Annotated in this window: 22 protein-coding genes; 14 read left to right on the top strand and 8 right to left on the bottom strand. The window is 73.8% G+C overall.

Translation table 11 applies throughout. The features are described from left to right. Positions 1-99 precede the first annotated feature (99 nt). Positions 100-2,058 (bottom strand): ATP-binding cassette domain-containing protein, encoded by a 1,959-nt coding sequence (locus ABT247_RS10095; protein WP_350740845.1) that lies wholly within the window; start codon positions 2,056-2,058, stop codon positions 100-102. Between the two features lie 407 nt (positions 2,059-2,465). On the opposite strand from ABT247_RS10095, the gene ABT247_RS10100 reads away from it, so the two are divergent. Continuing rightward, on the top strand, positions 2,466-2,864 hold the full coding sequence (locus ABT247_RS10100) for a hypothetical protein (protein ID WP_350740847.1): 399 nt from the start codon (positions 2,466-2,468) through the stop codon (positions 2,862-2,864). 768 nt (positions 2,865-3,632) lie between these two features. Here the strand turns inward: ABT247_RS10100 and ABT247_RS10105 are convergent. Continuing rightward, the gene (locus ABT247_RS10105; RefSeq protein WP_350740849.1) at positions 3,633-5,324 is read right to left on the bottom strand and encodes a PP2C family serine/threonine-protein phosphatase; all 1,692 of its coding nucleotides are present in this window, start codon (positions 5,322-5,324) and stop codon (positions 3,633-3,635) included. Positions 5,325-5,729: 405 nt separating this feature from the next. On the opposite strand from ABT247_RS10105, the gene ABT247_RS10110 reads away from it, so the two are divergent. From ABT247_RS10110 to ABT247_RS10120, 3 genes are all read left to right on the top strand, one after another. Next, positions 5,730-6,248: a hypothetical protein gene (locus ABT247_RS10110; RefSeq protein ID WP_350740851.1), complete on the top strand. Its 519-nt coding sequence runs from the start codon at positions 5,730-5,732 to the stop codon at positions 6,246-6,248. Between the two features lie 103 nt (positions 6,249-6,351). Further along, a complete protein-coding gene (locus tag ABT247_RS10115) occupies positions 6,352-7,002 on the top strand; it encodes a thioredoxin-like domain-containing protein (RefSeq protein ID WP_350740853.1) in 651 nt (216 codons plus the stop codon). Continuing rightward, the gene (locus ABT247_RS10120) at positions 6,999-7,799 is read left to right on the top strand and encodes a DUF305 domain-containing protein (RefSeq protein ID WP_350740855.1); all 801 of its coding nucleotides are present in this window, start codon (positions 6,999-7,001) and stop codon (positions 7,797-7,799) included. The genes ABT247_RS10115 and ABT247_RS10120 overlap by 4 nt, the downstream gene beginning before the upstream one ends. 318 nt (positions 7,800-8,117) lie before the next feature. Here ABT247_RS10120 and ABT247_RS10125 read toward each other — a convergent pair whose 3' ends face one another. After that, positions 8,118-9,662, bottom strand: coding sequence for an MFS transporter (locus ABT247_RS10125; RefSeq protein ID WP_350740857.1), 1,545 nt, complete (start codon positions 9,660-9,662; stop codon positions 8,118-8,120). A 318-nt stretch (positions 9,663-9,980) separates the two neighbouring features. Here ABT247_RS10125 and ABT247_RS10130 point away from each other — a divergent pair, with 318 nt between their 5' ends. Then, a complete protein-coding gene (locus ABT247_RS10130; protein WP_350740859.1) occupies positions 9,981-10,508 on the top strand; it encodes a MarR family winged helix-turn-helix transcriptional regulator in 528 nt (175 codons plus the stop codon). Positions 10,509-10,572: 64 nt separating this feature from the next. Further along, complete coding sequence (locus tag ABT247_RS10135; protein ID WP_350740861.1) at positions 10,573-11,082, top strand: GNAT family N-acetyltransferase; 510 nt, start codon at positions 10,573-10,575, stop codon at positions 11,080-11,082. Positions 11,083-11,244: 162 nt separating this feature from the next. Here ABT247_RS10135 and ABT247_RS10140 read toward each other — a convergent pair whose 3' ends face one another. The 4 genes from ABT247_RS10140 to ABT247_RS10155 all read right to left on the bottom strand — a co-directional run bounded on the left by ABT247_RS10140 (position 11,245) and on the right by ABT247_RS10155 (position 16,311). After that, positions 11,245-11,754, bottom strand: coding sequence for a methylated-DNA--[protein]-cysteine S-methyltransferase (locus ABT247_RS10140; protein WP_350740863.1), 510 nt, complete (start codon positions 11,752-11,754; stop codon positions 11,245-11,247). Next, entirely contained in the window at positions 11,751-13,367 is a 1,617-nt protein-coding gene (locus ABT247_RS10145) for a DNA-3-methyladenine glycosylase 2 family protein (protein ID WP_502892423.1), read from the bottom strand. Before ABT247_RS10145 ends, ABT247_RS10140 begins: the two co-directional genes overlap by 4 nt. 543 nt (positions 13,368-13,910) lie before the next feature. Beyond that, the gene (gene rsgA / locus ABT247_RS10150; protein ID WP_350740867.1) at positions 13,911-15,050 is read right to left on the bottom strand and encodes a ribosome small subunit-dependent GTPase A; all 1,140 of its coding nucleotides are present in this window, start codon (positions 15,048-15,050) and stop codon (positions 13,911-13,913) included. A gap of 274 nt (positions 15,051-15,324) precedes the next feature. Then, positions 15,325-16,311 carry a cytochrome c oxidase assembly protein gene (locus tag ABT247_RS10155; protein WP_350740869.1) on the bottom strand — a complete coding sequence of 329 codons (987 nt, stop codon included), beginning with the start codon at positions 16,309-16,311 and terminating at the stop codon, positions 15,325-15,327. Positions 16,312-16,677: 366 nt separating this feature from the next. Here ABT247_RS10155 and ABT247_RS10160 point away from each other — a divergent pair, with 366 nt between their 5' ends. After that, positions 16,678-18,381 (top strand): FtsW/RodA/SpoVE family cell cycle protein, encoded by a 1,704-nt coding sequence (locus ABT247_RS10160; protein WP_350740871.1) that lies wholly within the window; start codon positions 16,678-16,680, stop codon positions 18,379-18,381. A 223-nt stretch (positions 18,382-18,604) separates the two neighbouring features. On the opposite strand, the gene ABT247_RS10165 is transcribed toward ABT247_RS10160, so the two are convergent. After that, entirely contained in the window at positions 18,605-19,909 is a 1,305-nt protein-coding gene (locus ABT247_RS10165) for a YihY/virulence factor BrkB family protein (protein WP_350740873.1), read from the bottom strand. Positions 19,910-20,086: 177 nt separating this feature from the next. Between ABT247_RS10165 and ABT247_RS10170 the strand changes: the two genes are divergently transcribed. The 7 genes from ABT247_RS10170 (at position 20,087) to ABT247_RS10200 (ending at position 25,966) form a co-directional block, all read left to right on the top strand. Further along, positions 20,087-20,170 carry a putative leader peptide gene (locus ABT247_RS10170; protein WP_317621159.1) on the top strand — a complete coding sequence of 28 codons (84 nt, stop codon included), beginning with the start codon at positions 20,087-20,089 and terminating at the stop codon, positions 20,168-20,170. A 197-nt stretch (positions 20,171-20,367) separates the two neighbouring features. After that, positions 20,368-22,092 (top strand): nitrite/sulfite reductase, encoded by a 1,725-nt coding sequence (locus ABT247_RS10175; protein WP_350740875.1) that lies wholly within the window; start codon positions 20,368-20,370, stop codon positions 22,090-22,092. 58 nt (positions 22,093-22,150) lie between these two features. Then, complete coding sequence (locus ABT247_RS10180; protein ID WP_350740877.1) at positions 22,151-22,330, top strand: eL43 family ribosomal protein; 180 nt, start codon at positions 22,151-22,153, stop codon at positions 22,328-22,330. Further along, on the top strand, positions 22,311-23,012 hold the full coding sequence (locus ABT247_RS10185) for a phosphoadenylyl-sulfate reductase (protein WP_350740879.1): 702 nt from the start codon (positions 22,311-22,313) through the stop codon (positions 23,010-23,012). Before ABT247_RS10180 ends, ABT247_RS10185 begins: the two co-directional genes overlap by 20 nt. 61 nt (positions 23,013-23,073) lie before the next feature. Continuing rightward, complete coding sequence (gene cysC / locus ABT247_RS10190) at positions 23,074-23,655, top strand: adenylyl-sulfate kinase (RefSeq protein WP_350740900.1); 582 nt, start codon at positions 23,074-23,076, stop codon at positions 23,653-23,655. Next, positions 23,652-24,617: a sulfate adenylyltransferase subunit CysD gene (gene cysD / locus ABT247_RS10195; protein WP_350740881.1), complete on the top strand. Its 966-nt coding sequence runs from the start codon at positions 23,652-23,654 to the stop codon at positions 24,615-24,617. The genes cysC and cysD overlap by 4 nt, the downstream gene beginning before the upstream one ends. A gap of 2 nt (positions 24,618-24,619) precedes the next feature. Beyond that, entirely contained in the window at positions 24,620-25,966 is a 1,347-nt protein-coding gene (locus tag ABT247_RS10200; protein WP_350740883.1) for a sulfate adenylyltransferase subunit 1, read from the top strand. Positions 25,967-26,136 lie beyond the last annotated feature (170 nt).

Below are 26,136 nucleotides of genomic sequence, written 5' to 3' on the forward strand. Positions count from 1 at the left end.
GTCGGCCGGGCCGACTTCCCGCGCACCAGCCGGCTGACCGGCCTCCCCGGGCGCTGGTCGGATCCGGCCTCCACCCACCGCGGGAAGACGGCCGGGGAGTTACTCGGCAGCGGTGCGCTGCGCGGGGAGGGTGCGGTCCTGCTGGAGGTCGAGGAGTTCGCGGAACAGGCCGCCGGGCTGTCGGGCCAGTTCGTCCCAGGTGCCGGTCTGGACGATGCGGCCCTGGTCCATGACGACGATCCGGTCGGCGAGCCTGGCGTTGGCCAGGTTGTGGGTGACCAGCAGGGTGATGCGGTCCTGGGCGAGGTCGTGCAGGGCGTGCAGGATGCGGTGTTCGGCACGGGGGTCGAGGTCGGAGGTCGGCTCGTCGAGGATCAGCAAGCCGGGCCGGCGGCGGGTGCGGTAGAACGCCCGGGCGACGGCGGCGCGCTGCCAGCCGCCGCCGGACAGCTCGGCGCCGCCCTGCCAGCCCTGGGCGAGGAGGGTCCGCCAGCCCGAACGGAGCCGGGACACGACCTCGTCGAACCCGGTCAGCGCCGCCGCGTTCCGGACCGCCTCGCCGGGATCGCCGTCGTGGTGGCCGAGATGGATGTTCGCGTGAGCGGGCAGCGGCCACCGGGCGAACTCCTGCGGCACCCGGGCGACCTGGCGGAACAGACCGTCCGCATCCAGGTCCTCGATCGGGATGCCGTTCCAGAGGATCCGGCCGCCGCCGTCCTGCGGCAGGTACAGGCCGGAGAGCAGCTTGAGGAGGGTGGACTTGCCGGAGCCGTTCTGGCCGATCACCGCGACGACCTCGCCCTGGTGGAGGGTCAGGTCGACGCCGCGCAGTGCCGGTTCCTGCTGCTCGCCGGGGTAGCAGTAGGTGAGGCCGGTGACCTCGATCGTCTTCGGCGGGCCGGGCACGATCTCGCCGCGGGCGATGCGGTGCCCGCCGGCCTCGTCGAGGAACGAGAAGAAGTCGTCGAGGTACAGGCCCATGCGGTAGAGGCGTGCGCCGTGGCCGACCATGCCCTGCACGCCGCCGGCCGCAGTGCGCAGCGCGAACGTGGCGGAGCCGGCGGCAGCCAGGCCGATGCGGCCGCTGGAGACCAGGTACAGCAGGGCGCCCCACATCAGTGCGGCTCCGACGCCGCTGGCCAGGGCGGCGAGCAGGGAGACCCGGGCCGCGTCGGTGCCGGCCTTGTCGGTGACCGCGACGATCCGGGCCTCGGCCTTGCGGTACATGGCCATCATGAACGGCAGGACCTGGTCGGAGCGGACCTGGTCGGCCCGCTGCTTGTCGATCAGGTGCCAGCGGTAGATCCGCAGCGCGGCCCGTTCGTCGTTGGTGGTGACGGCGGCGAGGTAGTGGATGCGGGCGGTGCGGACGGCGGCGAGCCCGGCGGGGATCGAGCCGAGCAGCAGGAACGGCAGCAGCCACGGGTTGAGGGTGGTCAGGACGCCGGCGGCGGCGATCAGGGAGACGGTGGAGGCGATGACGTCCTGGGCGGAGCCGAGCAGGTCGGGGGTGGTCGCCGCGCCGCGGTCGGCCGCCTCCCAGCTCTCGTTGTACGAGGGCTGGTCGTAGGCGGCGAGTTCGGCCGAGCACCCGGCCTCGATCAGCTTGAGGTCAGCGTCCCGGTTGACCCGCGGCCCGACCCGGCCGGCCAGCGTCGTCACGGCGATGCCCAGGCCTGCGCGCAGCGCGACGGAGGCGGTGAGCAGCGTCAAGGACGGTGCGGCGGCGCGCAGGTGAGCGGTGACGGGGCCGGGGCGCAGCAGCGCGGCGAGGGTGCCGGTGGTGGCGTAGAGGGCGAGCGCGCCGAACACGCCGGAAGCCGCCTGGGCGAGGAGCAGGAGCAGGGTGGAGCGGCGGTCGGCCTGCCAGGCGAGGGCAAGGGCGCGGCGGATCAGGTGGGGTAGGCGGCGGACCATGGTGGTGCTGGAGATGGACCTGCCGACGTCCTGGCGCTTGTCGCCGGGGAACTGGTACCGCAGTTCCTCGTCGTGCTCCTGCGGTTCGGTGTCGGGCCGGGTGTCGGCTGCCCCGGTGGGGGCCTGGCTGGTCTCGGTCACGTTGCTCCCGGGTTCGGCGGCGAGTGCGGGGCAGGCCGGCTCACCGGGCGGCCGGCGCACGGCACATGCCGGGTCGGCCGCCCGGTGGCGGGCGTGCTCGGGTGGCAGCGGTGCCGGGCGGCAGGCTGCGGGTGGGGTCGGGCTGGTCGAGGCCCCGATCCTGGCAGCCCGGCGGCCGGGCGCTCGGCGTGTCGCCACGCCGCTCACCCGATCCGGGTAAATCCGTGTCCACCTCGGCGAGTTGGTGGAGTCGATCAAGCGAGGCACACGGTGGCGATCGGCTGCCAGCAGTGCGGGCAGCCGCGTGCCGCGGTCGGCTCCACGGGTCTCGCACCGGGGTCTGCAGGTGTGAGACCGCGTTCGAGATCTCGGTCGATCGCGACGCCTACGTGCTCTAGCCTCTGCGGGTGATCGATGAGGTGTTCCCTTTCGTCGGCGACTTCCAAGAGCTCGAGCACGGCAGGCCGGACGGGCCGTCGCTCCGGTCTGCTGTTCGCGCCCAGGGGCCGGCGGACGCCCGCGAGTTGGTCAGGTACCTGCGCGCCGGTACGGTCCTTGCCGCCACGACCACGCTCGTGCGCGACGTTCTCAGTTCCGAGGGCGACGTGATCGGCGGCTTGCACCTGCTGACTGACGGGTGCTGGCTCTGGTCCTCGGACCTGGCCCACTACGTCGAGCGTCACCATGTGGCGCTCGACCCGCGCTTCATCGCGCATGCCCGGAGCAACGGCTGGACCGCTCCGCTACTCGGCGACGATGACCTACGTGCGATGGAGGCCAAGCTGTTCGAGGACACTGCGGGCTGAAGGTCCCGCTGCGAACCGACGCGTCCGGTCAGCTCACCGAGATGCGGGCAAGTGGCCGGAGTCCGGGCCGGGATGCCGGCGCGTTGCGCGTGAGCCGGCGGACCATGATGCCGATCACGGCCCAGCGGATCATGGTTTCGGGGTGGGCTGGGCTGGTCCCGTAGTCGCGGGCGAGGCGGCGGTGGGCGGTGAGCCACAAGAAGGTGCGCTCTACCGCCCACCGCTTGGGCTGGACCTGGAAGCCGCGCGGGCCAGGTTCCTTGCGGACGATCTCCAGTCGCGACCGAGGATCTTGGCGGCCCATTCGACCAGGCGGCCGGCGAAGCCCTGGTCGGCCCAGATGTTCTTGGTGCCGGGGTGATCGAGCCTGGTCCACGGCAACGGCCGCTTCGCGCCGTCGCGGTCCTGGATGCTCGCCGCGGTCCGCCGGCGCGGATGCTTCTCCCGCCGACCGCCCTTCGGACCCACCCGCGCCGGCGGCAGCAACGGCTCCACTGGCGACCGCTGCTCACCCGTCAGGTCTGACGGGTACCCACCCCCGACACCGCTCACGAAAGCTCAACAACCCCGCCAGCCATGGGACACGGCAGATCTCAAACGCGGTCTGAAGCCCGGGGTCTGCAGGTGTGGGGCGGTGCGGGTCGGCGGCGGAGGGGGGTTCGAAGCGGGCCGGTGATACGGACGGAGGGTCGTGCCTGTCGGAGTCCGCGTGCTCGTTCCGCTGCCAGAAGTCGGACGGGGCGGCTTCTGGGGTTGCGGGGCGCCGCGTTACTCGGTCCAGATGGCGGCGGCTGTGCGGTCGTCGGCGTAGCCCTTGGCGCGGACCTGGACCTGGCGCAGGAAGTCGACCGTTCCCGGGGGGTGGGGGTGGGCCCAGTGGGAGGACAGGAAGTGGGCGACGGCGGGCTCCTCCGCGATCGGCGCGGCCAGGCCCGGGGCGCAGAGCAGGAGGATGTCGCCGGGGGTGGCGGGGACGAGGCGGAAGCGGAAGGGGCGCGGGTCGGGCAGCGGGGCGTCCGGCACCGGCGGCTGGCCGTCCGGGTGGTGGAGCAGCCGGGCCGCGTAGGCGTCGATCCAGTGGCCGGCACGCAGCAGGTAGAGGCCGCCCGGTCCGACGCCGAAGGCCGCGCGGTAGCCCGCTGCCGGGTCCAGGGACACCAGCAGGCAGTGCAGGGCGGCCGGGGAGGCTCCCTGTTCCTCCTCGGCCCGGGGCGCCAGTGCGCGCAACGGCGCGGCGGCGCTGGTCGCCAGGCGCTGGAGGCCGTAGCGCAGCCGGTCCCGGGCGCCGTCGCGCAGGTCGGCGGCCAGGCCCGGCCGGCTGCGGCCGATCGCGGCGGCGAGCTGGCGGCAGGCTTCGGCGGTGGCGGTGGCCACGGCCTGCGCGGTGAGCACCCCGTCCTCGGCCTCGCCCGTGCGGTCGAAGCCCGCGAGGACGGCGAGCAGCAGTCCGTTGGGGCCGTCGCCGAACCTGGTCACCAGCAGGCTGTCGCGGCGCGGTTCGCCCCGGTAGCGGGCCGAGTCGCCCCGGACGGAGACGGCGCGCAGGACGGTGTTGCCGTAGTGGGCGCCCTCCAGCGCGGTGTCGGGGACGATCATGCCGAGCGCGTTCGGATCGGCCTCCGGTACGGCGGTCGGCTCGGGCCCGTAGGTCGGGGGGCGCTCGCCGACGTGCGGGACGGTGGGTCCGCTCCCGGCGCGCGGGGTCCGGAGGGCCAGCCGGGGGTCGGGGGCGGTGGGCGCGGGTTCGGGGTCGGGTTCCGGCACGGGTTCGGGTTCGGGTTGGAGGTCGGGCTCGGGGTCGGGTTCGGGGCCGGCGGTGGGTGCGGGCGCCGGGGGCTGGGGGGCGGGTTCGGGCTTGGGCCCGGCTTCGGAGGCTGCCGCCTCGGGTTCGGGCGTCGGGTCGATGGCGGGGGCCGGGGCGGGCTTGTCCAGCGAGATCGGGCTGGACGGCGTCTCGGGTTCCGGCTGCTCGAGTTCGGGCTCGCGGTGGGGCTCGGGTTCGGGGTCGGGGTCGGGGTCGGGCGTGGGTTCCGGCCGGGGCGCATCGGTGGCGAAGGAGGGGGCGGGGAACTGGTGGGTCTCCGTCGAGGTGCGCTGGCGCCCGATCTGCTCGGTGCCTTCGCCCGCTCCGGTTCCCTCGATCACGCCGACCGCGGTGTCGAACCAGTCGTCGATGCTGTCCCGCGCGGGCGCGGGCTCAGGCGCGGGCTCAACCGCAGGCGCGGGCTCCTCGACGGCCTCCGGCTCCTGTTCCTGCTCCGGCTCCGGCTCCGGCTCCGGCGACGCCGTGCGCTGCTGCCCGATCAGCCCGACCGCCGTGTCGAACCAGTCGTCCACGCTGCCGCTGCCCGGGTCGGCGTGTGGGGTGTCGGGGAGGGTGCCCGCCGGGCCGTCGTAGACCGTGTCCCACCAGCCGTCGCCCGGCCGGGGCGGCTGTGCGGGTGCACCCTGCTTGCTCATCTGGCGGCTCCTGGTGGGTCCGTGGTCGCGCCGCCCCCGACGGGGCCGAACTGGCGTCATTGTCTCCGAGTGCAACGACGCTGTCCGGGTTTCGGCGACAACCGGTCAGCGAGCAGATCATCCCGGCCACCACCTCCCGTCAGCCGTCCCACCAGCCGCTTCGCCGGCGCGCGAGCGGCGCGCAGCCGGGGCGCGGTCAGGGCGCGGTCAGGGCGCGGCGGGGTGGTGAAGCGGCGGCGACGGGGCTGCGGCAGGCCCGTCACCTCGGTGTTCGGTTCCGTTCCGTCCGTGCTTGCCGGATGTGCCCCGAGCAGGGCGTTTCCTGGTCATTGCAGGTCAGGGGCCGCGGAACATGGGGGTCAAGGAGGGGCATCGCTTCACCCGTTCGGCTGATTAAATGTCCGCATGACCGCGTCGGCCCCCAGCTCACCCCGACCGGGGAGGGCCGCACCGGCGGGCCGCCCGGCTGGTGCGCTGTTGGTCCTGCTGCTGGTCGCCCTGCTCACCGCGCTGCCCTGCGCGGGGCAGTCGAGTGCGGCGGACGGTCCCGCCCGTACCGCGCCGGCCCCGGCGGTCGCCGTCTCGGTGGTCAGCGCGGCGCAGGCCACCGCCCCCGCTGCGCACTCCGGACGCACCGGCCACACCGCCAAGGCGTCCGGCCAGAAGCAGCAGCTCGCCGCGGAGCAGGACCACTGGATCCTGTGCACCGCCGACGGCCAGCCGCCGCGCAACAACGGCTGCTCCAGCCATCCGTTCTGTCCGCAGGACGCACAGCTGCCGAACCCGCCCCCGCAGCCGCAACCCGCCGTCTCGCCGCTCGCCGCTCCGGCGCCCGAGGCGCTGCCCCGAGTGGTGCCCGCGGGACTGCTGGACGGCCCGCACCCGGCGCCCGATCTCCACGAGCTCCAGGTCCACCGGTCCTGAGCGGAACCCGCCGCCGACGGCTCCCGTCGGCGGATCCGCCTCCCCACTCCACCTCAGCCGTCCGCCGCCACGACCGTGCGCGGCGGGGACAAGGACAACCGTCATGGGTTCCGCCTCCAAGCAGTCCAACAAGGGCACCGCCGACCGCCGCGCCCGGATCGCCGAACTGCGCGCCGCCGAGCAGCGCCGCGACCGTCGCAACAAGATCGTCGCCTCGGTGGCGGCCGGTGTGCTGGTGATCGGCGCGATCGCCACCGGCACGTGGATCGTCATGGACCAGAACCAGAAGAAGAAGGACAAGGAGGCCGCCGCCAACGCGGACATCCCGGGCGTGAAGACCTTCGGCGACCTGAGCCGCAACCACGTCAAGGACAAGGTCAACTACCCGATGACCCCGCCGGTCGGCGGCGACCACAACGCGATCTGGCTCGACTGCATGGGCCACGTCTACGACCAGCCGGTCGAGAACGAGCGCGCCGTCCACTCGCTGGAGCACGGCGCGGTCTGGGTGACCTACAACGGCAAGGCCACCCCGGAGGACATCAAGATCCTCTCCGACAAGGTCAAGACCACCCCCTACTCGCTGATGAGCCCGTACCCGGACGAGCAGGGCACCATCACGCTGAACGCCTGGAGCACCCAGCTGATCGTGGACAGCGCCTCCGACCCGCGGGTGAACCAGTTCTTCACCAAGTACGTCCAGGGCAAGCAGACCCAGGAACCGGGCGCCTCCTGCACCATGGGGCAGATGTGACGGCCGACGCAGGCCACTCCGGAAAGGCCTCGGCGACGGGCCGGGCGGCGGACGGCGCGGCGGACGCGGTGGACGCGGCGGACTCGGCCGGCGCGGTGGACGCGGTGGACGCGGTGGACGCGGGCGCCCCGGAGGAGCCGGCCGCCGCGCGCGGCCGGCGGCGACTCTGGTGGCCGGCGGCGCTGGCCGCCGCGGTCGCACTGGCGCTCGGGGTGCCGGCCCTGGTGGCGAGCGGGACGTCGGCCTCCGGCACCTCCTCGGTGGCCGTCCCGGCGGACGACTCGCCCGAGGCCGGGTTCGCCCGCGACATGGCGACCCACCACCAGCAGGCGGTCGACCTGTCGTTCATCGTCCGGGACCGCACCGGCGACGAACCGACCCGCACCCTGGCCTTCGACATCATCAACACCCAGGCCAACCAGCGCGGGATGATGATGGGCTGGCTCGACCAGTGGGGGCTGTCCCAGCACTCGACCGCGAAGCCGATGGCGTGGATGAAGATGGACCACGACTACGCGGCCCACGACGGTTCGCTGATGCCCGGCATGGCCACCAACGCGCAGATCGCCAAGCTGCGCACGCTCAGCGGCCGGGACGCCGAGGTGTACTACCTGCAGCTGATGATCGAGCACCACAAGGGTGGCGTCGAGATGGCCCAGGGCTACGTGGACCTGGCGAAGAACGACGTCGAGAAGCGGCTCGCCCAGTCGATGGTGGTCGCCCAGACCTCCGAGCTGGAGCTGATGACCGACATGCTCAAGGAGCGCGGCGCCGCCCCCGGCGTGCCCGCGTCCTGACAGCGCCCTTCCCGGTTCCGGCCCCCGGCGGCCGGGGCGCGGTGGCGGGCCCGTACCGCCCGCACCGCGCCCCGGCCGTCCGCCTTACCGCAGGCTGCCGGGTGCTGCCGCCGAGCCGCTCCGGTTTCACCGACCGTCCGGCCGCGGTTCGTCGCCGGGCGTCCGTCGAAGGGGCGGAGCGTCGGCGAGCACCTGCTTAGGACGTTCGCGGACTCGCGGACGAGGAACCGGCCGCGGCGGCGGGGTTGGACCACTGCGCGGGCGCCGTGGAGACGCCGGTGCGGCGCGGCCCGAACCGGGCCCCGGACGGCCTGGGCGTCAGCCCGTCCTGAGGCGCTCGCGGGACCGGGCCGGGGTCTGGCTCGTCAGCGCGGCGGCCGCCACCGCGACCAGGGCGAGGACGACCAGCACCGTCCGCCCACCGGACGCCGCGCCCGCCAGGTGAACGCCGAGGACGGACAGCGCCATGCCGAGCGCGGTGCCGAGGCTGCGGGCCATGTTCACCATGCCGCCGCCCACCGCCGAGCACTCCGCCGGGATCGCCCGCATCACCAGCGCGTTGTTGGCGGGCAGGAGCAGGCCCAGCCCGTACCCGGCGACCAGCAGCGGAGCCGCCGCCGCCGCACCGGAGACCGGCAGCAGGGCGAACAGCAACAGCCCGGCCCCCGCCAGGCCGGCCCCGAAGCGGCACCGGGCGACGTCCGACCAGCCCCGGGGCAACAGCCCGCCGCCGACCGTCGCGGCCACCGCGAAGGCCGCCGGCAGCAGGGTGACCACCAGGCCCGCGGCGGCCGTCGACACGCCCGCGCCGGTGAGCAGCACCGGGCCCAGCACCAGCGGGCAGAACAGCAGCAGGTACCCGATCAGCGCGACCACCAGCCCGGACCGCACACCCGGGGTGTTCACCAGCCCCGGGGCCAGGATCGGCCGGGCGGCCCGCCGCTCCTGGCGCACCAGGGCCAGCGTCAGGACGGCGGCGGCGAGCAGCAGGGCGGCGACGGCCCAGCCGGGCAGCGGCAGGCCGGAGGCGGTGGAGAGGGCGAGCAGCAGTGCGGTGGTCGCGCCGGTGAGCAGCAGCATGCCGGGCAGGTCGAAGCGGGGTGCCCGGGGTTCCTCCCCAGCCCCGGCCCCTGCCATGGCCCCGGCAGTGACACCGGTGGCGGCCCCGGCCCCGGCAGTGACAACGGTGGCGGCCGCAGCGGTGCCGCGTGGCCGCGGGACCGTGACCGGTCCGCAGGTCCGGGTGCGGGGCAGCAGGTACCAGCCGGCCAGGATGCCGAACACCGCGATCGGCACGTTGGCCCAGAACACCCACCGCCAGGAGGCGTGCTCGACCAGCAGCCCGCCGAGGCTGGGGCCGAGCGCCAGTCCGAGGCCCTGGGCGGCGGCCTGGATGCCGAGCGCTCGGCGCATGGCGTGTTCGGGGACGCCCCGGGCCACCAGGGCGACGCTGTTGGCCTGCATCATCGCGGCGCCGACGGCCTGGACGGCTCGGCAGGCGACCAGGATCCACAGGCCGTCGGCGAACCCCGCGCCCAGCGAGGACAGTCCGAAGACCGCGAAGCCGCCGATGTACATGGTCTTGCGGCCGACCAGGTCGGAGAGTCGGCCGATCGGGGCCAGCAGGGCGACCAGGACGAGCAGGTAGGCGAGGGCGACCCACTCGACGGCGGCGAAGTCGGCGTGGAAGTGCCGGCCGAGGGCGGGGAAGACCAGGGCGATGACGCTGGCGTCGAGCTGGCCGAGGAAGGCGCCGAGGCAGACCGTGCCGACGGCCAGCCAGTGGGCGTGGCGCCAGCCGGCTATGCCGCGGGGGCGGGGCCGCTCGGTGAGCAGGCGCGCGGCCAGAGCGGTGGCGTTCATATTCCAAATATATCGGACGCAGACATGTTCCTTCTACGAGCTGCTCGTCATGCGACGAAGCTCCCGTTCCGCGCCACGTGAACGTTCCGTCCCGTGGCACCCGTGCTCAGCCCGGGCGTCTCGGCGGGGGCGCCCCACCGCGTCCCGCCAGGCGCGGCCACCCTGCCGTCACGCCCGCCCCCGCGCCTGGTGCCGCGCCTGGTGCTGCGCCCGCCGTCAGACCCCGCCCGCGCCCGCCGCCGCACCGGCTGCCGCGCCGTGTCCGAGGGGCGGACGGCAGGCCCGAAACGCCCCGCACCAGGCGATACGCTGTCCGCCATGCCGTCGTCACCGCACGTTCCCGAGCCCGCCGCCTCAGCACCCGACCTGGCGGTCGAGCACGCCCGGCGGCTGACCGACACCGTCACCCGGTTGCGCCGCGCACTGCGCAGCAGCATCCGCACCGACTACCCGTGGGAGTCCCTGCCGATGGCGCAGGTCGAGCTCCTGCAGACGCTCGCCGCCGCCCCGCTGCGGGTCGGTGAACTCGCCGCCCGGCAGCGGCTCGCCCCCAACACGGTGAGCGGACTGGTCGGCAAGCTGCTGGAAGCCGGCTTCGTGGACCGCCAGGCCGATCCCGGCGACCGGCGCACCGCCCGGATCGCGCTCACCCCGGCCGGACGGCGCCAGCTGGACGACTGGCAGCACGCCCACGAGCGGCGGATCGCCACCGCCCTGGGCGCACTCACCGCGGCCGACCGCGAGGCGGTCGTCCACGCCCTGCCCGCCCTGGAGCAGTTGGCCCGCGCCCTGGCGCAGCCCGGCGGTTCGGGCGAGCAGCCGCCACCGGCCGAACCGGTCGGCTGACACCGCCGGTCACCAGCACCCAAAAGAAGTGGCCCCGGCAACCGGGGGCCGTTAACGTCCCCGCATGCCCCCCGCGCAGATTCGACTGGAGCCCTGGACGGACGCCGACCTCGCGCTGCTGCGCCGGGTCAACACCCCGGAGATGAAGAAGCACGTCGGCGGGCCGGAGACCGAGGAGCAGCTGCTCCACCGGCACCGGCGCTACCTGGACTTCGCCCCGTCCGGCCTCGGTCGCATGTACCGGATCGTGCTGCTGCCCGAGGGCGAGGCGGTCGGCACGGTCGGCTACGGCACCCGGACCTGGGAGGGCGAGACCGTGCACGAGATGGGGTGGAACGTGCTGCCCGGGCACCAGGGACGGGGCATCGCCGCCGCCGCGGCCCGGGCCGCCGTCGAGGCCGCCCGGCGGGAGGCCGCACACCGCCACCTGCACGCGTTCCCGTCGGTGGACAACCCCGCCTCCAACGCGGTGTGCGCGAAGGCCGGGTTCAGCCTGCTCGGGCGGACGGACTTCGAGTTCCCGCCCGGGCGGTTCATGGTCAGCAACAACTGGCGGGTGGATCTGCGCAGCTGAGCGCTCCCGGGCGGGTGGCGACTGAACTCCGTTCGCAGCTCGGGCCGTTGGTCCGCCAGCTGCTCACCTGCCCCAACGGGGTCTTCAGCCCGGAACAGCCCGGAACGCCCCGCGGTCGGGTCGCCGCCGGGCTGCGGACCGGGTTCGGAGCAGCAGCCGGGTTCAGAACAGCGTGCCGCTCTCCAGCTCCAGCAGCCAGCGCTTGCGGTCCACGCCCGCGGCGAAGCCGGTGAGCGCGCCGTTGGCGCCCAGCACCCGGTGGCACGGGCGGACGACCAGCAGCGGATTGGCGCCGACCGCGCCGCCGACCGCCCGGACCATGCGCGGCGACTGCCCGGCGAGCTCGGCGAGTTGGCCGTAGGTGACCGTCCTGCCGTACGGGATCGCGTCCAGCGCGGCCCAGATCCGGCGGCGGAACTCGGTGCCCACCGGTGCGAGCGGCAGGTCGAACGCGGTGCGCTCGCCGGCGAAGTAGGCGGTCAGCTGGGCCACCGCCTCGGCGAGGGCTTCGGGGTCCAGCTTCCAGGTGTCGGCGGGCTCGGCCAACGCGTACTTCTGGCCGGGCGCGGTGACGGTGGCCAGGGCCGCCGGGCCGTCGTCCTCGGGCAGCACACCGCTGAGCAGCAGCCGGCCCAAGGGGCTCTCCATGGTGGTGTAGACGGTGGTGCTCATGCCGGGTCGTTCTCCGTTCCGGTGGTAGTGCTGGTGCTCGGGCTGGGCCTCGGGTCGGCGGTGGGCCTCGGGCCGGGGCCGGGGCCGGGGCCGGTGCTGGTGGCGCCGGGGCTGGTGCTGAGGCCGGGGACCACCGGTCCGGCCCACAGCCGGTGGACGGCGTAGGAGCGCCACGGGGCCCAGGCCTCGGCCGCACGGGCGGCGGACTTCGGCTCCCCGTCGGCGCCGAGCCGGACGAGACCGTGCCGGACGCCGAGGTCGCTCGCGAGGAAGACGTCGGGATCGGCGAGCGCCCGCATCCGCAGGTAGCCCACCGTCCAGGGGCCGATGCCCGGCAGGGCCAGCAGCTGGGCCGCGGCCTCCTCACGGTCCACCCCGGTGTCGAGACGGACCACGCCCTCCGCCAGCGCGGCGCACAGGCCGGTGAGCGCGCGGCGGCGGGCGGCCGGCATCGCGAAGTCCTCCGGGTCGGCGGTGGCCAGGGCCGCCGCCGTGGGGAAGAGCAGCCGCAGGCCGCCGCTCGGCTCGGGCAGCGCGGCACCGTACTTCTCGGCGAGCCGGCCCGCCAGGGTACGGGCGGCTCCCACGGTGATCTGCTGGCCGAGGACGGCGCGCACGGCCAGTTCGTGCGGGTCCACGTGACCGGGCGAGCGCACCCCGGGGCGCTCGCGCACCAGCGGACCGAGCACCGGGTCGGCGCCGAGCTGCTCGTCGACGGCGTCCGGGTCGGCGTCCAGGTCGAAGAGGATGCGCAGGCGCTGCACGGCGGTCGGCAGATCGCGCAGATCGGCGAGGAACAGACGGCAGTCGAGCCAGCCCCGGGTGCGCGGCTCCCCCGGCGCGAGGCCGTCGACCTCGGCGATGCCGTGGCCGTACGGGAGCGCAAGGGTGCGCCGGTAGGTGCGCACGCCGGTGCCCGGGTCGAGCACGACCTCCTCCACGCCGGGGACGGCGCGCAGGGCGAGGAAGTCGATCAGGTGGTCGCTGTCGATCGCGCCGCGGTAGGCGAGGCGAAGGGTCAGGCCGCCAGCCGGGGTCGCGGTGCGGCGGCCGGCGGCGACCTCGGCGCGCAGGGCGGTGGGCGTGCGGTCGTAGACCTCGCGGACGGTGTCGTTGAACTGGCGGACGGAGGCGAAGCCGGCCGCGAACGCGATCTCGGTCACCGGCAGCTCGGTGGTCTGCAATAGCAGTCGGGCGGTCTGGGCACGGCGGGCGCGGGCCAGGGCGATCGGGCCGGCGCCAAGCTCCGCGGTGAGCTGGCGCTGCAACTGGCGGGCGCTGTAGCCGAGGCGGTCGGCCAGGCCCGCGACGCCCTCGCGGTCCACCACGCCGTCACCGATCAGGCGCATCGCGCGGCCGACCAGGTCGGCGCGGTGGTTCCACTCCGGGGAGCCCGGTACGGAATCGGGGCGGCAGCGGCGGCAGGCGCGGAAGCCCGCGCCCTGGGCGGCAGCGGCACTGGGGTAGAAGCGGCAGTTGGTGCGCTTGGGCGTCACGGCGGGGCAGCTCGGTCGGCAGTAGATGCCGGTGGAGGTGACGGCCGTGAAGAACACCCCGTCGAAGCGGGAGTCACGGCTGTCCACGGCTCGGTACCGGATGTCGTCGTCGATCACGCTGTCCAGTCTGCGGCACCGGGCGGGGGGTGACTGGCGGGAATCGGACATTGCCGTTCGGGGGGCTTCCCCCTCCCCCTCCCCCCGCCCACCCTCCCCACCCCTTACCGCCCGCACAATGCTTGAAGCCAGGCCTGGCCGAGCCGAGCCGAGCCAGGACAAGCTGGACCGAGCTTGGCCAGGTCGAGCCGCGCCGAGCTGGACGGAGCCGAGCCGAGCTTGGCCGGGGCCGGGCCGTTCGCCGCAGGCCCCGCGCGGACCCGCGCCACGTACGGACCGTTGGTCACCCCGCGCCATACATGCCACGCGGGTGACAGGGCCGCGCAAGCCGAGCACCGACCGCACACCACGCACGGACCGCCCCTGGCCGCACCGGGCGGCGGCCGCACCACCGCAACACACCGACCGCGCCCAACCGCATCAACCGGCGACCCGACGGCGCCTGGCCGCACCGGGCGGCGGCCGCACCACCGCATCAACCGGCGACCCGACCGAACGGGAGGGTCGTGCCGGCCAGGGCCCCGCCCGGCACGACCCGCTCGGTCAGCGCTTCACCGGCCCTCCCGCCGCCCGCATCGACTTGGTAATCGTCTTCCACCTGTTCGTCCGGGCCTTGGCCACCCGGGCGTCCGAGCGGGAGGCGATCCACTCGTTCTCGCGCTGGAGCTTGAGGTAGCTGTCCATCCGGCGCTGCGGCAGGGTGCCGTCCTCCAGCGCCGCCCGGACCGCGCAGCCGGGCTCGGTGTGGTGGTTGCAGTCGTGGAAGCGGCACTCCTCGGCCAGTTCGGCGATGTCTGCGAAGGCCAGGTCCACGCCCTCGCCACCGTAGAGACCGACCTCGCGCAGCCCGGGGGTGTCGATCAGCACGCCACCGCCGGGCAGGGCTATCAGCTCACGGGTGGTCGTGGTGTGGCGGCCCTTCTGGTCGACGGAGCGGGCCTCCTGGACGACCATCACGTCGGTGCCGGCCAGCGCGTTGGTGAGGGTGGACTTGCCGACGCCGGACTGGCCGATCACCACGGTGGTGCCGGGGGCGCAGGCGCGGAGCACGTCGATGCCCTCCCCGGTCTCCGCGCTGACGACCAGCACCGTGACGCCGGGGGCGACCGCCTCCACGTCGGCGCGGATGAAGTCGGCGTCGTCGACCAGGTCGGCCTTGGTGAGGACGACCAGCGGTTCGGCGCCGGACTCCCAGGCCAGGGCGAGGAAGCGCTCGATCCGGCCGAGGTCGGGGTCGGCCGCGAGCGAGGCGGCGATCAGCACGGTGTCCACGTTGGCGGCGAGCACCTGGCCGTCGGAGCGCTTGCCGGCCACCTTGCGGATGATCGCCGTGGAGCGCGGCAGCAGCGCGGTGACGGCGGCCATCGGCTGGGCGTGCAGGTCGACGGCGGCCCAGTCGCCCGTGCACGGGCAGTTGATCATGTCGGCATCGCCCACCGGCCGGGTGTCGAGCCGGACGGTGCGCAGTCCGCCCGTCTCCGGGTCGACCAGGACGGCGTCGCACTGGCCGCGGTCGATCCGGACGATGCGGGCCGGGAGCAACCCGGCCTCGGCGAGCGGCGCGAAGAGCTGGTCGAGTTCGGGCGTCCAGCCGTAGCCGGACAGCGGAGCGTCCCCGACAGCAGCGGACAGCGAGGAAGAGGAAGAAGTAGAGAACGACGGAACGGAGGCAGCGTCGAACAACGCAGTGGCCCTTCGGGAGGAGATGGTCCCGGCGGGCTACGGCTGGCGCGGAAGGCTCAGCCGGCGGCCGGGAAGTGGAGGTGAACGCGAGTGCTGCCCTGGGCAGCTATCGGGGCGACAACGACCACGGGGTTCACCTCCTGCTCTCTACTCCTCGGACGGCCCAACGGCCTCCGAACCGGACGCGACACACGCTAGTGGAACTGCCCTGGGCCGCCAACCCATTTTTGACCTGCGGAAACGCACCGTCAGCGGGCGGGAGGCGCGCCCTCCGCTAGCCGCCGTACCGGTGCTTGAGGTTCGGGTCGTCCAGCCACCAGGGCCGCATCCCGGTCTCGTCATCCTCCGGCAGCCCGGCCGCCCGGGCCTGCGCGGCCGCCGCCTCGAAGCGGGCGTCCAGTTCGGCGTCCACGGCCTTCGTCTCCGCGCGCCCCTGCACGACCATCCGCCGCACCAGCGCGGCGAGGAACGGCAGTCCGACGAAGTCCCCCAGCACCCAGAAGGCGTTGCCGCCCCAGGTCTGGTCCTGCGCCAGGCTCGGCCCCCAGGGCCGTCCGAGGGCCGCGTAGTAGTGCTCGGCGACGAGGTGGCCGCCGTAGATCAGCACGATCCCCAGGCCCGCGTCGAAGATCACCTCGGCGAAGGTGATGAACAGCCCCACCAGGTGCGGGTACTCGCGCCCGACCGGGTCGAGCTGCAGTCGTGGCCAGAAGTACGCCAGGCCGAGCAGCACCAGCGCCAGGTGCAGCACCACGTTGCCCGTCCCGCTGGAGACCGACCACTTGTACCAGGGCGTGAAGTAGAGCAGCCAGGGCGGTGCCATCAGCAGCGCGGTGGAGACCGCGGGGAACATCAGCACCTTGGACGGCCGGCTGCGCAGCACCCGCAGGATCCGTTCGCGCCGGGGCTCCGGCGAGGATTCGACCAGCAGGGAGACCGGTGCGCCGAGGGCCAGCAGCAGCGGGACGACCATGAGCAGCAGCACGACCTGCACGGCGCGGTCGGTGAAGAGGATCCGCTCGTACACGCCGAGGCCGCAGCAGGTGCACCAGGCCCACAGCAGCAGCCCGCCGAGGAAGGCGACGGTGCGGGTGGGCTGCCAGCGTCCGCCGGACCGGTGGACGGTGCGCACCGAGGCGAGGTACCAGCCGCCGAGCAGCAGGGAGAGCGCGGGCACCAGCGGTTCGAAGGTCCAGGAGGTGATCAGGTCGGACCACTGCCAGGGAGGTGGTCCGCCGTACGCAAGCGCCGCGCCGTCCATCCGTCCGCCCATCCTGTCCGCACCCGTCCGTACCGGTCCGCAGCCGCCACAACAGCCACCCGCGGCCGCCGGCAGCGACCCCCAGCCGCCGTCAACCGTCCGCAGCCGGCCGGAAGCGCCCACAGCCGCCGGGCGGTGGCCGCGGCGCCCGGCCATGATGTCCTCCCGCCCGCGGCCGGGCACACGCGGGGCCCGCCTCTATACCCCGTCCTGGACAAAGCTTTGCCGAGCGTGGACAAAGCTTTGCCCGGGCAAAGTTCCGTCCCCACCGGCTCCGACCGCAACCGGCGCGGGCCCCCGGTCGTCTGGCAGGATGCACCGTCGGCGATACCGGCCGCGCGGCTGACAGCAAGGGGACGACAAGAGGTGCGAAGCACTGCACGCGGCGAGGGCCGCCGGCTGGCCGGGCGCCACCGCAACATCGAACTGGGCCTGCTGGCCCTCGCGGTGGCCGTCTGCCTGGCGGGACACATCGACGCCTCGCTCGCGCTGACCGGCTCGCTGCCGCCGGGACTGCTGGTGCACGGCCTGTCCCTCGGGGCGCTGGCCGTGGCGGCGCACCTGGCGGTGCGGCGGTTCGCGCCGTACGCGGACCCGCTGATCCTGCCGCTCGGCGTGTTCCTGACCGGCTTCGGTCTCGTGCTGCTGGACCGCCTCGACTTCAGCTACAAGGCCGCGCACGCCGCCAAGGGCGACTACCAGAAGCTCCCGGCCGCGCCTTCGCAGCTGATGTGGGTGTTCCTGTCGGTGGCGGCGGCGATCGCGCTGATCGTCTTCGTCAAGCACCACCGCTTCTTCCAGCGCTACGTCTACCTGCTGATGGCGGGGGCGCTGATCCTGCTGGCCGCGCCGGTTTTCTCGCCGAGCGACAGCTTCGGCGCCAAGCGCTGGATCCGGCTGTTCGGGCTGTCCTTCGAGCCGGACGAGTTCGTGAAGGTCGCGATCACGATCTTCTTCGCGGGCTACCTGATGGCCGCCCGGGACGCGTTGGCGCTGGCCGGCCGGAAGGTCTGGGGGATGACCCTGCCGCGCGGGCGGCACGCCGGACCGGTGCTGGCGATCTGGGCGGTCAGCCTGCTGGTGCTGATCTTCGAGCGTGACCTGGGCACCTCGCTGATCTTCTTCGGCGTCTTCATCGTGATGCTGTACGTGGCGACCGAGCGCACCAGCTGGGTGGTGCTCGGCCTGCTGATGGCGGTCGGCGGCGCGGGGGTGGTCGGGACCCTGGAGCCGCACGTGCACGGGCGCGTCGAGGCCTGGCTGCACCCGCTGGACTACTACAAGCCGGTCCACGACCCGGCGATCTCCGAGCAGCCCGCCGAGGCGCTGTTCAGCCTCGGCACCGGGCACATGACCGGCACCGGCCTGGGTTCCGGCCGGCCGTGGCTGATCGGCTTCGCGGGCCGCAGCGACTTCATCTTCACCACCATCGGCGAGGAGCTGGGCCTCGCCGGGGTGACGGCGGTGCTGCTGGTCTACGTGCTGCTGATCCAGCGCGGGCTGCGCACCGCGGTCGGTCTGACCGACCCGTTCGGCAAGCTGCTGGCCACCGGCCTGTCGGCGGCGCTGGCACTCCAGGTGTTCGTGGTCGTCGGCGGCGTGAGCGGGCTGGTTCCGCTGACCGGCAAGGCCTTGCCGTTCCTGGCCGCCGGCGGCTCCTCACTGCTGGCGAACTGGCTGATGGTCGCCCTGCTGATCAAGCTCTCCGACTCCTCGGGCCGCACCGCCCTGGAGCCCGCCCCGCCGAGCCCGGAGCCGCTCCCGGCCCAGGCCGGCCCGGCGGGCCGCTCCGGCGCGGCCCCCGACCGGACGGCTCCCCGTCAGGACGCCGACCGGGCTGCCGACCGGGCTGCCGACCAGGCCTCCGGGCCGTCCACGGCCGGCGCCGCTCCGGGCGGCCGCCACGACCCCGGCGCCCCGACCGAGCTGCGCCCCGCGGTCAGCACCCCCGCGGCCAGCACGCCCTCGTTCAGCACCCCCGCGGCCAGCACGCCCCCGTTCAGCACCCCCGCGGCTCCGCAGTCCTCGTACGGCCACTTCCCGGCCGCCGAACGGCCCACCCACGGCTGAACCCGGCGCTCCCGCCCCCGGCAGCCAGCCACGCACCAGGCCGACACCTGACACCACGACACCCGTCCATGAACGCGCGCCGGGCCTCCCCCGATCCACCGGGGAGGCCCGCCGCCGTCCGGCCCGACTGCCGTCCGGCCCAGCCGTCCCCGGCCCCCGCCGGTCGAGCCGCCGCCGCCCCCGGCCCCCGCCGGTCGAGCCCCAGCCCCAGCCGCCCCCGCCCCTACCGCTGCTCCCACGGCGGCTGCGGCGGCCGCGGCGGGTAGCCCGGCGCCGGCCGCTCCGGCGGCGGCCCGGTCGGCCGGTCGCTGTCCGGCGGCGGCGGGGCGGGCCGGTGGTGCGGGCCGCCGCCGCGCGAGGTGAGCCGGCCGCGAAGGTCGTCGGCGGCGAGCACGTCGGCCCAGCGTTCGGGGTACTCGGCGGGTGCGTCGACGTCGTCGACCTCCTCCTCGCCCCACTCCTCCTCGGCGCCCTCGGCCAGGCCCAGTTCGCGGGCGCGCCGGGCCCGCTCGACGGCCCGCCGGGCGGCGACCTCGCGGACCACCGCGGCGGCCGCCTCCTCGTGGGCGCGCTCGTTCTCGGCGCGGGCGTCGGCGGTCTCCAGGGTGGGCCAGCGGCGGTCTATGGCGGCGTTCATGGCGGCGCCGATGAGCACCGCGAGGGCCACCACGAAGATCCACAGCAGCACGGCCACCGGCGCCGCCAGCGAGCCGTACACCGAGGGGCCCTCGACCGAGCTGACCAGGTAGAGCCGCAGGCCGACGCTGCAGAAGACCAGTACCACCAGGGCGACCAGGGCACCGGGGATGTCCTCGCGCCAGGGCGTGGAGACCGGCACGGCCAGGTGGTACAGGGTGGTCAGGGAGACGATCAGCAGCAGGATCGCGACCGGCCAGTAGGCGGCGCCGACGAGCCCGGCGAGGCCCTGCACGGCGTTCTCGACCAGCCCGGGCCCGGCCATCAGCAGCGGCAGCACCAGGGAGGCGATCACCAGGGCGCCGAGGTAGAGGCCCAGCGACATCAGCCGGGTCTTGACGATGCCCCGCTTGCCGTCCAGCCCGTACATCACGGTGATGGTGTCGATGAAGATGTAGAGCGCCCGGGATCCGGACCACAGCGACAGCAGGAAGCCGATCGAGATCAGGTCCGGCCGGGTGTGGTCGAAGACCTGGCTGAGCAGCGGTTTGACGACCTCGTTGACGGACGAGTCCGACAGCACCGTCCCGGAGGCCGAGATGATGTCGTGCTTCAGCCGGTCGATGGTGCCCGCGCCGAGGAACTCGTCGAGGTAGCCGAGGGTGGCGGCCAGGCCGAGCAGCAGCGGCGGGATCGACAGCAGCGTGAAGAACGCCGCCTCCGCGGCGAGGCCGGTGACCCGGTACTCGACGCAGGTGTTGGTGGTGTCCTTCACCAACTCCCACGCGGTGCGGCGCCAGGTGGCTCGTTTGGCCGCGCGCCGGGAGCCCTTGCCCCGGCGCCGGGAGGGCCGCTCGGGGTTCGGTCTGCTGGTATCGCCTGCTGCTTGCACAGGGCTAACGGTATCGGGCCGGGGCGGCCGGGGTTGATCTCCCCGGGGTGCGGGCGTCCGAGCGGGCACCGGGCGGGGAGCGGCGGGAACCGTACGGCGTCCCGAGGGGTGAAACTCCAGCGTCCACCATTCGGACGTTAGTGGACCGCGAGTCCCGCGCCGTGCCAATCTCTTGCCATGTCTAGCGCCGGAACCACCTTGGTAGGTCGACTCCACGTCGATCTCCTCCGCGTGTCCAGCGCCATCTGTCCGGTGATCTGAGCCCACCCCGCCGCACCACCGCACCCGGCGCCGACCCCACCGCCATCCCCCCGCGGAAGCGGATGCGCAGGCGCCCGCCCGGCCCGGTCACTGCTCTCCCGGCCCTGAGAAACCCGCAGGTCACAGCAGCACCGCCCCGTCGAGCACGCCCCGCGACCCACCCGGCGCCAGCGCCACCTGCCCAGAAGGACTTCACCATGGCCACCTCCCCCGAGACCGCCGAGCCCACGGCCGACCGCACCGCCGCGCGCCGCCCCGCCGCGGCTCGCAAGGTCACCCGCCACCGCGGTGAGGGCCAGTGGGGCATGGGCCACTTCACGCCGCTGAACGCCAACGAGCAGTTCAAGAAGGACGACGACGGTCTCAACGTGCGGACACGTATTGAGACGATCTACGCGCACCGCGGCTTCGACTCGATCGACCCGGCCGACCTGCGCGGCCGGATGCGCTGGTGGGGCCTCTACACCCAGCGCAAGGAGGGGATCGACGGCGGCAAGACCGCGATCCTGGAGCCGCACGAGCTGGACGCCGAGTACTTCATGCTCCGCGTGCGCATCGACGGCGGCCGGCTGACCGTCGGCCAGCTGCGGGCGATCTCCGAGGTCTCCGAGCAGTACGCGCGGGGCACCGCCGACCTGACCGACCGCCAGAACATCCAGTACCACTGGATCCGGATCGAGGACGTCCCGGCGATCTGGCGCAAGCTGGAGGCGGTCGGCCTGTCCACCACGGAGGCCTGCGGCGACACCCCGCGCGTCATCCTCGGCTCCCCGGTGGCCGGCGTCGCCGAGGACGAGATCATCGACGGCACCCCGGCCATCGACGAGATCAACCGGCGCTTCATCGGCAACAAGGAATTCTCCAACCTGCCGCGCAAGTTCAAGAGCGCGATCTCCGGCTCCCCGCAGCTGGACGTGGCGCACGAGATCAACGACGTCGCCTTCGTCGGCGTGGTCCACCCCGAGCACGGGCCCGGCTTCGACCTGTGGGTCGGCGGCGGCCTGTCCACCAACCCGCGGCTGGGCGTGCGCCTCGGCGCCTGGGTCCCGCTGGAGCAGGTGCCCGACGTCTTCGGCGGCGTCATCGGCATCTTCCGCGACTACGGCTACCGGCGCCTGCGCAACCGCGCCCGGCTGAAGTTCCTGCTCGCCGACTGGGGCGCGAAGAAGTTCCGTCAGGTGCTGGAGGACGAGTACCTGGGCCGCAAGCTCGTCGACGGCCCCGCGCCCGCCGAGCCCGCCGCCCGCTGGCGCGACCACGTCGGCGTCCACCGCCAGAAGGACGGCAAGTACTACATCGGCTTCGCGCCCCGCGTCGGCCGGGTCGACGGCAAGCTGCTCGGCCGGATCGCCGACCTCGCCGCCGCCCACGGCAGCGACCGGGTCCGCACCACGGCCGAGCAGAAGATGCTGGTCCTGGACATCGCCGAGGAGCACGTCGAGTCCGTGGTGGCCGGCCTGGAGGCGCTCGACCTGCGCGTCAGCCCCTCGCCGTTCCGCCGCGGCACCATGGCCTGCACCGGCATCGAGTACTGCAAGCTCGCCATCGTCGAGACCAAGGAGCGCGGCCGCACCCTGATCGACGAACTGGAGCAGCGCCTGCCCGACTTCGCCGAGCCGCTGACCATCAACATCAACGGCTGCCCGAACGCCTGCGCCCGCATCCAGGTCGCCGACATCGGCCTCAAGGGCCAGCTGGTCACCGACGAGCAGGGCAACCAGGTCGAGGGCTACCAGGTGCACCTGGGCGGCGCACTCGGGCTGGAGGCCGGCTTCGGCCGCAAGGTCCGCGGCCTCAAGGTCACCAGCGCCGGCCTGCCCGACTACGTCGAGCGCCTGCTGACCCGCTACCAGGCAGACCGCGCCGAGGGCGAGCGCTTCGCCCAGTGGGCGGCCCGGGCGACCGAGGAGCAGCTGTCGTGAGCGCACGCAGCCGACGGGACGAGCAGGGTCGACCGGACGAGCGAAGCGAGGAGAGCGCATGAGTGAGCGGGCCGCGCCGTTCTTCTGCCCCTACTGCGGGGACGAGGATCTGCGCCCCTCCGAGGCCGGGCACGGCGCCTGGGAGTGCCACGGCTGCCGCCGCGCCTTCCAGTTGAAGTTCCTCGGCCTGCTGGCACCGACCCACGGGGGGACCTCCCATGAGCCGCACGACGACTGACCACGAGGAGATCGCCGTCCGGGCCGGCCGCGAGCTGGAGGAGGCCACGCCGCAGGAGATCCTGCGCTGGGCCGCCGACACCTTCGGCCAGCGGTTCTGCGTCACCTCCTCCATGGAGGACGCGGTGGTCGCCCACCTCGCCTCCTCGGTGTTCCCCGGCGTGGACGTGGTGTTCCTGGACACCGGGTACCACTTCCCGGAGACCATCGGCACCCGGGACGCGGTGGCCGCGACCATGCCGGTCAACGTCATCACGCTCACGCCGCTGAAGAGCGTCGCCGAGCAGGACGCCGAGTACGGGCCGCACCTGCACGACCGCGACCCGGACCTGTGCTGCTCGCTGCGCAAGGTCGAGCCGCTGAACCGCGGTCTGGGCGGTTACGACGCCTGGGCCACCGGGCTGCGCCGCGACGAGTCGCCGAGCCGGGCGAACACCCCGGTGGTGGCCTGGGACGCCAAGCGCCGCAAGGTCAAGATCGCCCCGATCGCCCGGTGGACGCAGGAGGACGTGGACGCCTACGTGGCCGCCCACGGAGTGCTGCTCAACCCGCTGCTGTGGGAGGGCTACACCTCGATCGGGTGCTCGCCGCTCTCCTGCACCCGCAAGCCCGCCGAGGGCGAGGACGCCCGGGCCGGCCGCTGGTCCGGCTCCGGCAAGACCGAGTGCGGCATCCACCTCTGACGCCCGCTCACCGACCCATCGTCAACGACCCCGTGAGGAAGAGACCGTGACAGCGAACACCCTGGCCGCCGACGGAGCCGCAGAGGCGGCCCGTGCGGCCGTCCCCTGCGAGCGCGGCGCCACCGTGTGGCTGACCGGGCTGCCGAGTGCGGGCAAGACAACGCTGGCGTTCGCGTTGGCCGAGCGGCTGCGTGCGGAGGGCCACCGGGTCGAGGTCCTGGACGGCGACGAGATCCGCGAGTTCCTCTCCAAGGGCCTCGGCTTCTCCCGCGAGGACCGGCACACCAACGTCACCCGGATCGGCTTCGTCGCCGAGAAGCTCGCCGCCAACGGCGTCAAGGTCCTCGCCCCGGTGATCGCCCCTTTCGCCGACTCCCGCGCCGCCGTGCGCGAGCGGCACGCCGCGGCGGGCACCGAGTTCCTGGAGATCCACGTCGCGACCCCGGTCGAGCTGTGCGCCGAACGCGACGTCAAGGGCCTGTACGCCAAGCAGGCGGCCGGCGAGATCTCCGGTCTCACCGGCGTGGACGACCCGTACGAGGCGCCCGTGGACCCCGAGCTGCGACTGCAGACCCAGGGCCGCGAGGTGGCCGAGAGCGCCGCCGAGCTGCACGCCTTCCTGACCGAGAGGGGCCTGGCATGACCACCGCGACCGACAGTCCCGTCCGCACCGAGGACAACCCTCCCCCAGCCTCCGGCCGGAGGTACCCCCATGCGCTGTCCCACCTGGACGCGCTGGAGGCCGAGTCGGTGCACATCCTCCGCGAGGTCGCGGGGGAGTTCGAGCGTCCGGTGATCCTGTTCTCCGGCGGCAAGGACTCCATCGTCATGCTGCACCTGGCGCTGAAGGCCTTCGCGCCCGCCGCCGTCCCGTTCTCCCTGCTGCACGTCGACACCGGCCACAACTTCCCCGAGGTCATCGCCTACCGCGACCGCGTCGTGGCGCAGCACAACCTGCGCCTGCACGTCGCCCACGTCCAGGACTTCATCGACGACGGCCGGCTGCGCGAGCGCCCGGACGGCACCCGCAACCCGCTGCAGACCGTGCCGCTGCTCGACGCCATCGAGACCAACCGCTTCGACGCCGTGTTCGGCGGCGGCCGCCGCGACGAGGAGAAGGCCCGCGCCAAGGAGCGCGTCTTCTCCCTGCGCGACGAGTTCGGCGCCTGGGACCCGCGCCGCCAGCGCCCCGAACTGTGGTCGCTCTACAACGGCCGCCACGCCCCCGGCGAGCACGTGCGCGTCTTCCCGCTGTCCAACTGGACCGAACTCGACGTCTGGCAGTACATCGAGCGCGAGGGCATCGACCTGCCCGAGATCTACTACGCCCACGAGCGCGACGTCTTCGCCCGCAATGGCATGTGGCTGACCGCCGGCGCCTGGGGCGGCCCCAAGGACACCGAACCCGTCCAGCGGCGCCTGATCCGCTACCGGACCGTCGGCGACATGTCCTGCACCGGCGCCGTCGACTCCGACGCCACCACGATCGAGGCCGTCATCGCCGAGATCGCCGCCAGCCGCCTCACCGAGCGCGGCGCCACCCGCGCCGACGACAAGCTCTCCGAGGCCGCGATGGAAGACCGCAAGCGCGAGGGGTACTTCTAACCATGACCAGCACCACCCGGGCCGACACGATCCACACCGGCACCGCCACCTCGCTCCTGCGCTTCGCCACCGCCGGCTCCGTCGACGACGGCAAGTCCACCCTCGTCGGCCGCCTGCTGCACGACTCCAAGTCCGTGCTCGCCGACCAGCTGGAGGCCGTCGAGCGCGTCTCCCTGGGCCGCGGCCAGGACGCGCCCGACCTCGCCCTGCTCACCGACGGCCTGCGCGCCGAACGCGAACAGGGCATCACCATCGACGTCGCGTACCGCTACTTCGCCACCCCCCGCCGGCGCTTCATCCTCGCCGACACCCCCGGCCACGTGCAGTACACCCGCAACATGGTCACCGGCGCCTCCACCGCCGAACTCGCCGTCGTCCTGGTCGACGCCCGCAACGGCGTGGTCGAGCAGACCCGCCGCCACGCCGCCGTCGCCGCCCTGCTGCGGGTGCCGCACGTCGTCCTCGCCGTCAACAAGATGGACCTCGTCGGCTACGCCGAGCCCGTCTTCGCCGCCATCGCCGCCGAGTTCACCGGCTACGCCGCCTCCCTCGGCATCACCGACGTCCTCGCCGTCCCGATCTCCGCCCTCGCCGGCGACAACGTCGTCGAGCCCTCCGCCCACATGGACTGGTACGCCGGCCCCACTCTCCTGGAGCACCTGGAGACCGTCCCGGTCGGCAGCGACCCGAGCGCCGAGCCCGCCCGCTTCCCCGTCCAGTACGTCATCCGCCCGCAGACCGAGGAACACTCCGACTACCGCGGCTACGCCGGCCAACTCGCCTCCGGCGTCCTGCGCGTCGGCGACCCGGTCACCGTGCTGCCCTCCGGCCACACCACCACCGTCGCCGGCATCGACGTCCTCGGCCGCGCAACGGACATCGCCTGGGCCCCGCAGTCCATCACCGTCCGCCTCGCCGACGACCTCGACATCTCCCGCGGCGACCTCCTCGCCACCGGCCCGGCCCCCACCCCCACCAAAGACATCCAAGCCACCGTCAGCCACCTCAACGAGCGGCCGCTGCGCGCCGGCGACAAGGTGCTGCTCAAGCACACCACCCGCACGGTGCGCGCGCTGGTCAAGGAGATCTCCTACCGGATCGACATCGACACGCTCGAACGGCGCAGCGGCGACCAGGGGTTGAACGTCAACGACATCGGCCACGTGATCCTGCGCACCGCCGAGCCGCTGGCCCTCGACAGCTACACCGACAACCGCCGCACCGGCTCGTTCCTGCTGATCGACCCGGCCGACGGCACCACCCTCACCGCCGGCATGACCGGCGAGGCCTTCGCGGCCGTACGAACCGACGAGGCACCCGACGCACCCGACGAGGAGGACTGGGTCTGATGCCCAGCGAGGCGTTCTCGGGCATGGACAAGGAAGGCGGCCGCATCGGCAGCGGCGTCCTCGGCAGCGGCCAGGGCGGCCTGACCCGATGTGCGGGCCGACAGGGCTGAGAACGCCCTGTCACCGGGCTGTCTTCCCCCACAGCCGCCCGGCTTGCCCCGGCACCCGCT

Origin of the sequence: Kitasatospora sp. NPDC001539, from assembly GCF_040298565.1 — a bacterium.
GTDB lineage: Bacteria > Actinomycetota > Actinomycetes > Streptomycetales > Streptomycetaceae > Kitasatospora.

What these genes read in the sequence shown, in the direction of transcription:
- ABT247_RS10105 (WP_350740849.1), bottom strand. Translation starts at nt 5,324, where the DNA reads ATGAGCAAGCAGGGTGCACCCGCACAGCCGCCCCGGCCGGGCGACGGC.
- ABT247_RS10110 (WP_350740851.1), top strand. Translation starts at nt 5,730, where the DNA reads ATGACCGCGTCGGCCCCCAGCTCACCCCGACCGGGGAGGGCCGCACCG.
- ABT247_RS10115 (WP_350740853.1), top strand. Translation starts at nt 6,352, where the DNA reads ATGGGTTCCGCCTCCAAGCAGTCCAACAAGGGCACCGCCGACCGCCGC.
- ABT247_RS10125 (WP_350740857.1), bottom strand. Translation starts at nt 9,662, where the DNA reads ATGAACGCCACCGCTCTGGCCGCGCGCCTGCTCACCGAGCGGCCCCGC.
- ABT247_RS10130 (WP_350740859.1), top strand. Translation starts at nt 9,981, where the DNA reads ATGCCGTCGTCACCGCACGTTCCCGAGCCCGCCGCCTCAGCACCCGAC.
- ABT247_RS10135 (WP_350740861.1), top strand. Translation starts at nt 10,573, where the DNA reads ATGCCCCCCGCGCAGATTCGACTGGAGCCCTGGACGGACGCCGACCTC.
- ABT247_RS10140 (WP_350740863.1), bottom strand. Translation starts at nt 11,754, where the DNA reads ATGAGCACCACCGTCTACACCACCATGGAGAGCCCCTTGGGCCGGCTG.
- ABT247_RS10155 (WP_350740869.1), bottom strand. Translation starts at nt 16,311, where the DNA reads ATGGACGGCGCGGCGCTTGCGTACGGCGGACCACCTCCCTGGCAGTGG.
- ABT247_RS10170 (WP_317621159.1), top strand. Translation starts at nt 20,087, where the DNA reads ATGTCTAGCGCCGGAACCACCTTGGTAGGTCGACTCCACGTCGATCTC.
- ABT247_RS10175 (WP_350740875.1), top strand. Translation starts at nt 20,368, where the DNA reads ATGGCCACCTCCCCCGAGACCGCCGAGCCCACGGCCGACCGCACCGCC.
- ABT247_RS10180 (WP_350740877.1), top strand. Translation starts at nt 22,151, where the DNA reads ATGAGTGAGCGGGCCGCGCCGTTCTTCTGCCCCTACTGCGGGGACGAG.
- ABT247_RS10185 (WP_350740879.1), top strand. Translation starts at nt 22,311, where the DNA reads ATGAGCCGCACGACGACTGACCACGAGGAGATCGCCGTCCGGGCCGGC.
- cysD (WP_350740881.1), top strand. Translation starts at nt 23,652, where the DNA reads ATGACCACCGCGACCGACAGTCCCGTCCGCACCGAGGACAACCCTCCC.
- ABT247_RS10200 (WP_350740883.1), top strand. Translation starts at nt 24,620, where the DNA reads ATGACCAGCACCACCCGGGCCGACACGATCCACACCGGCACCGCCACC.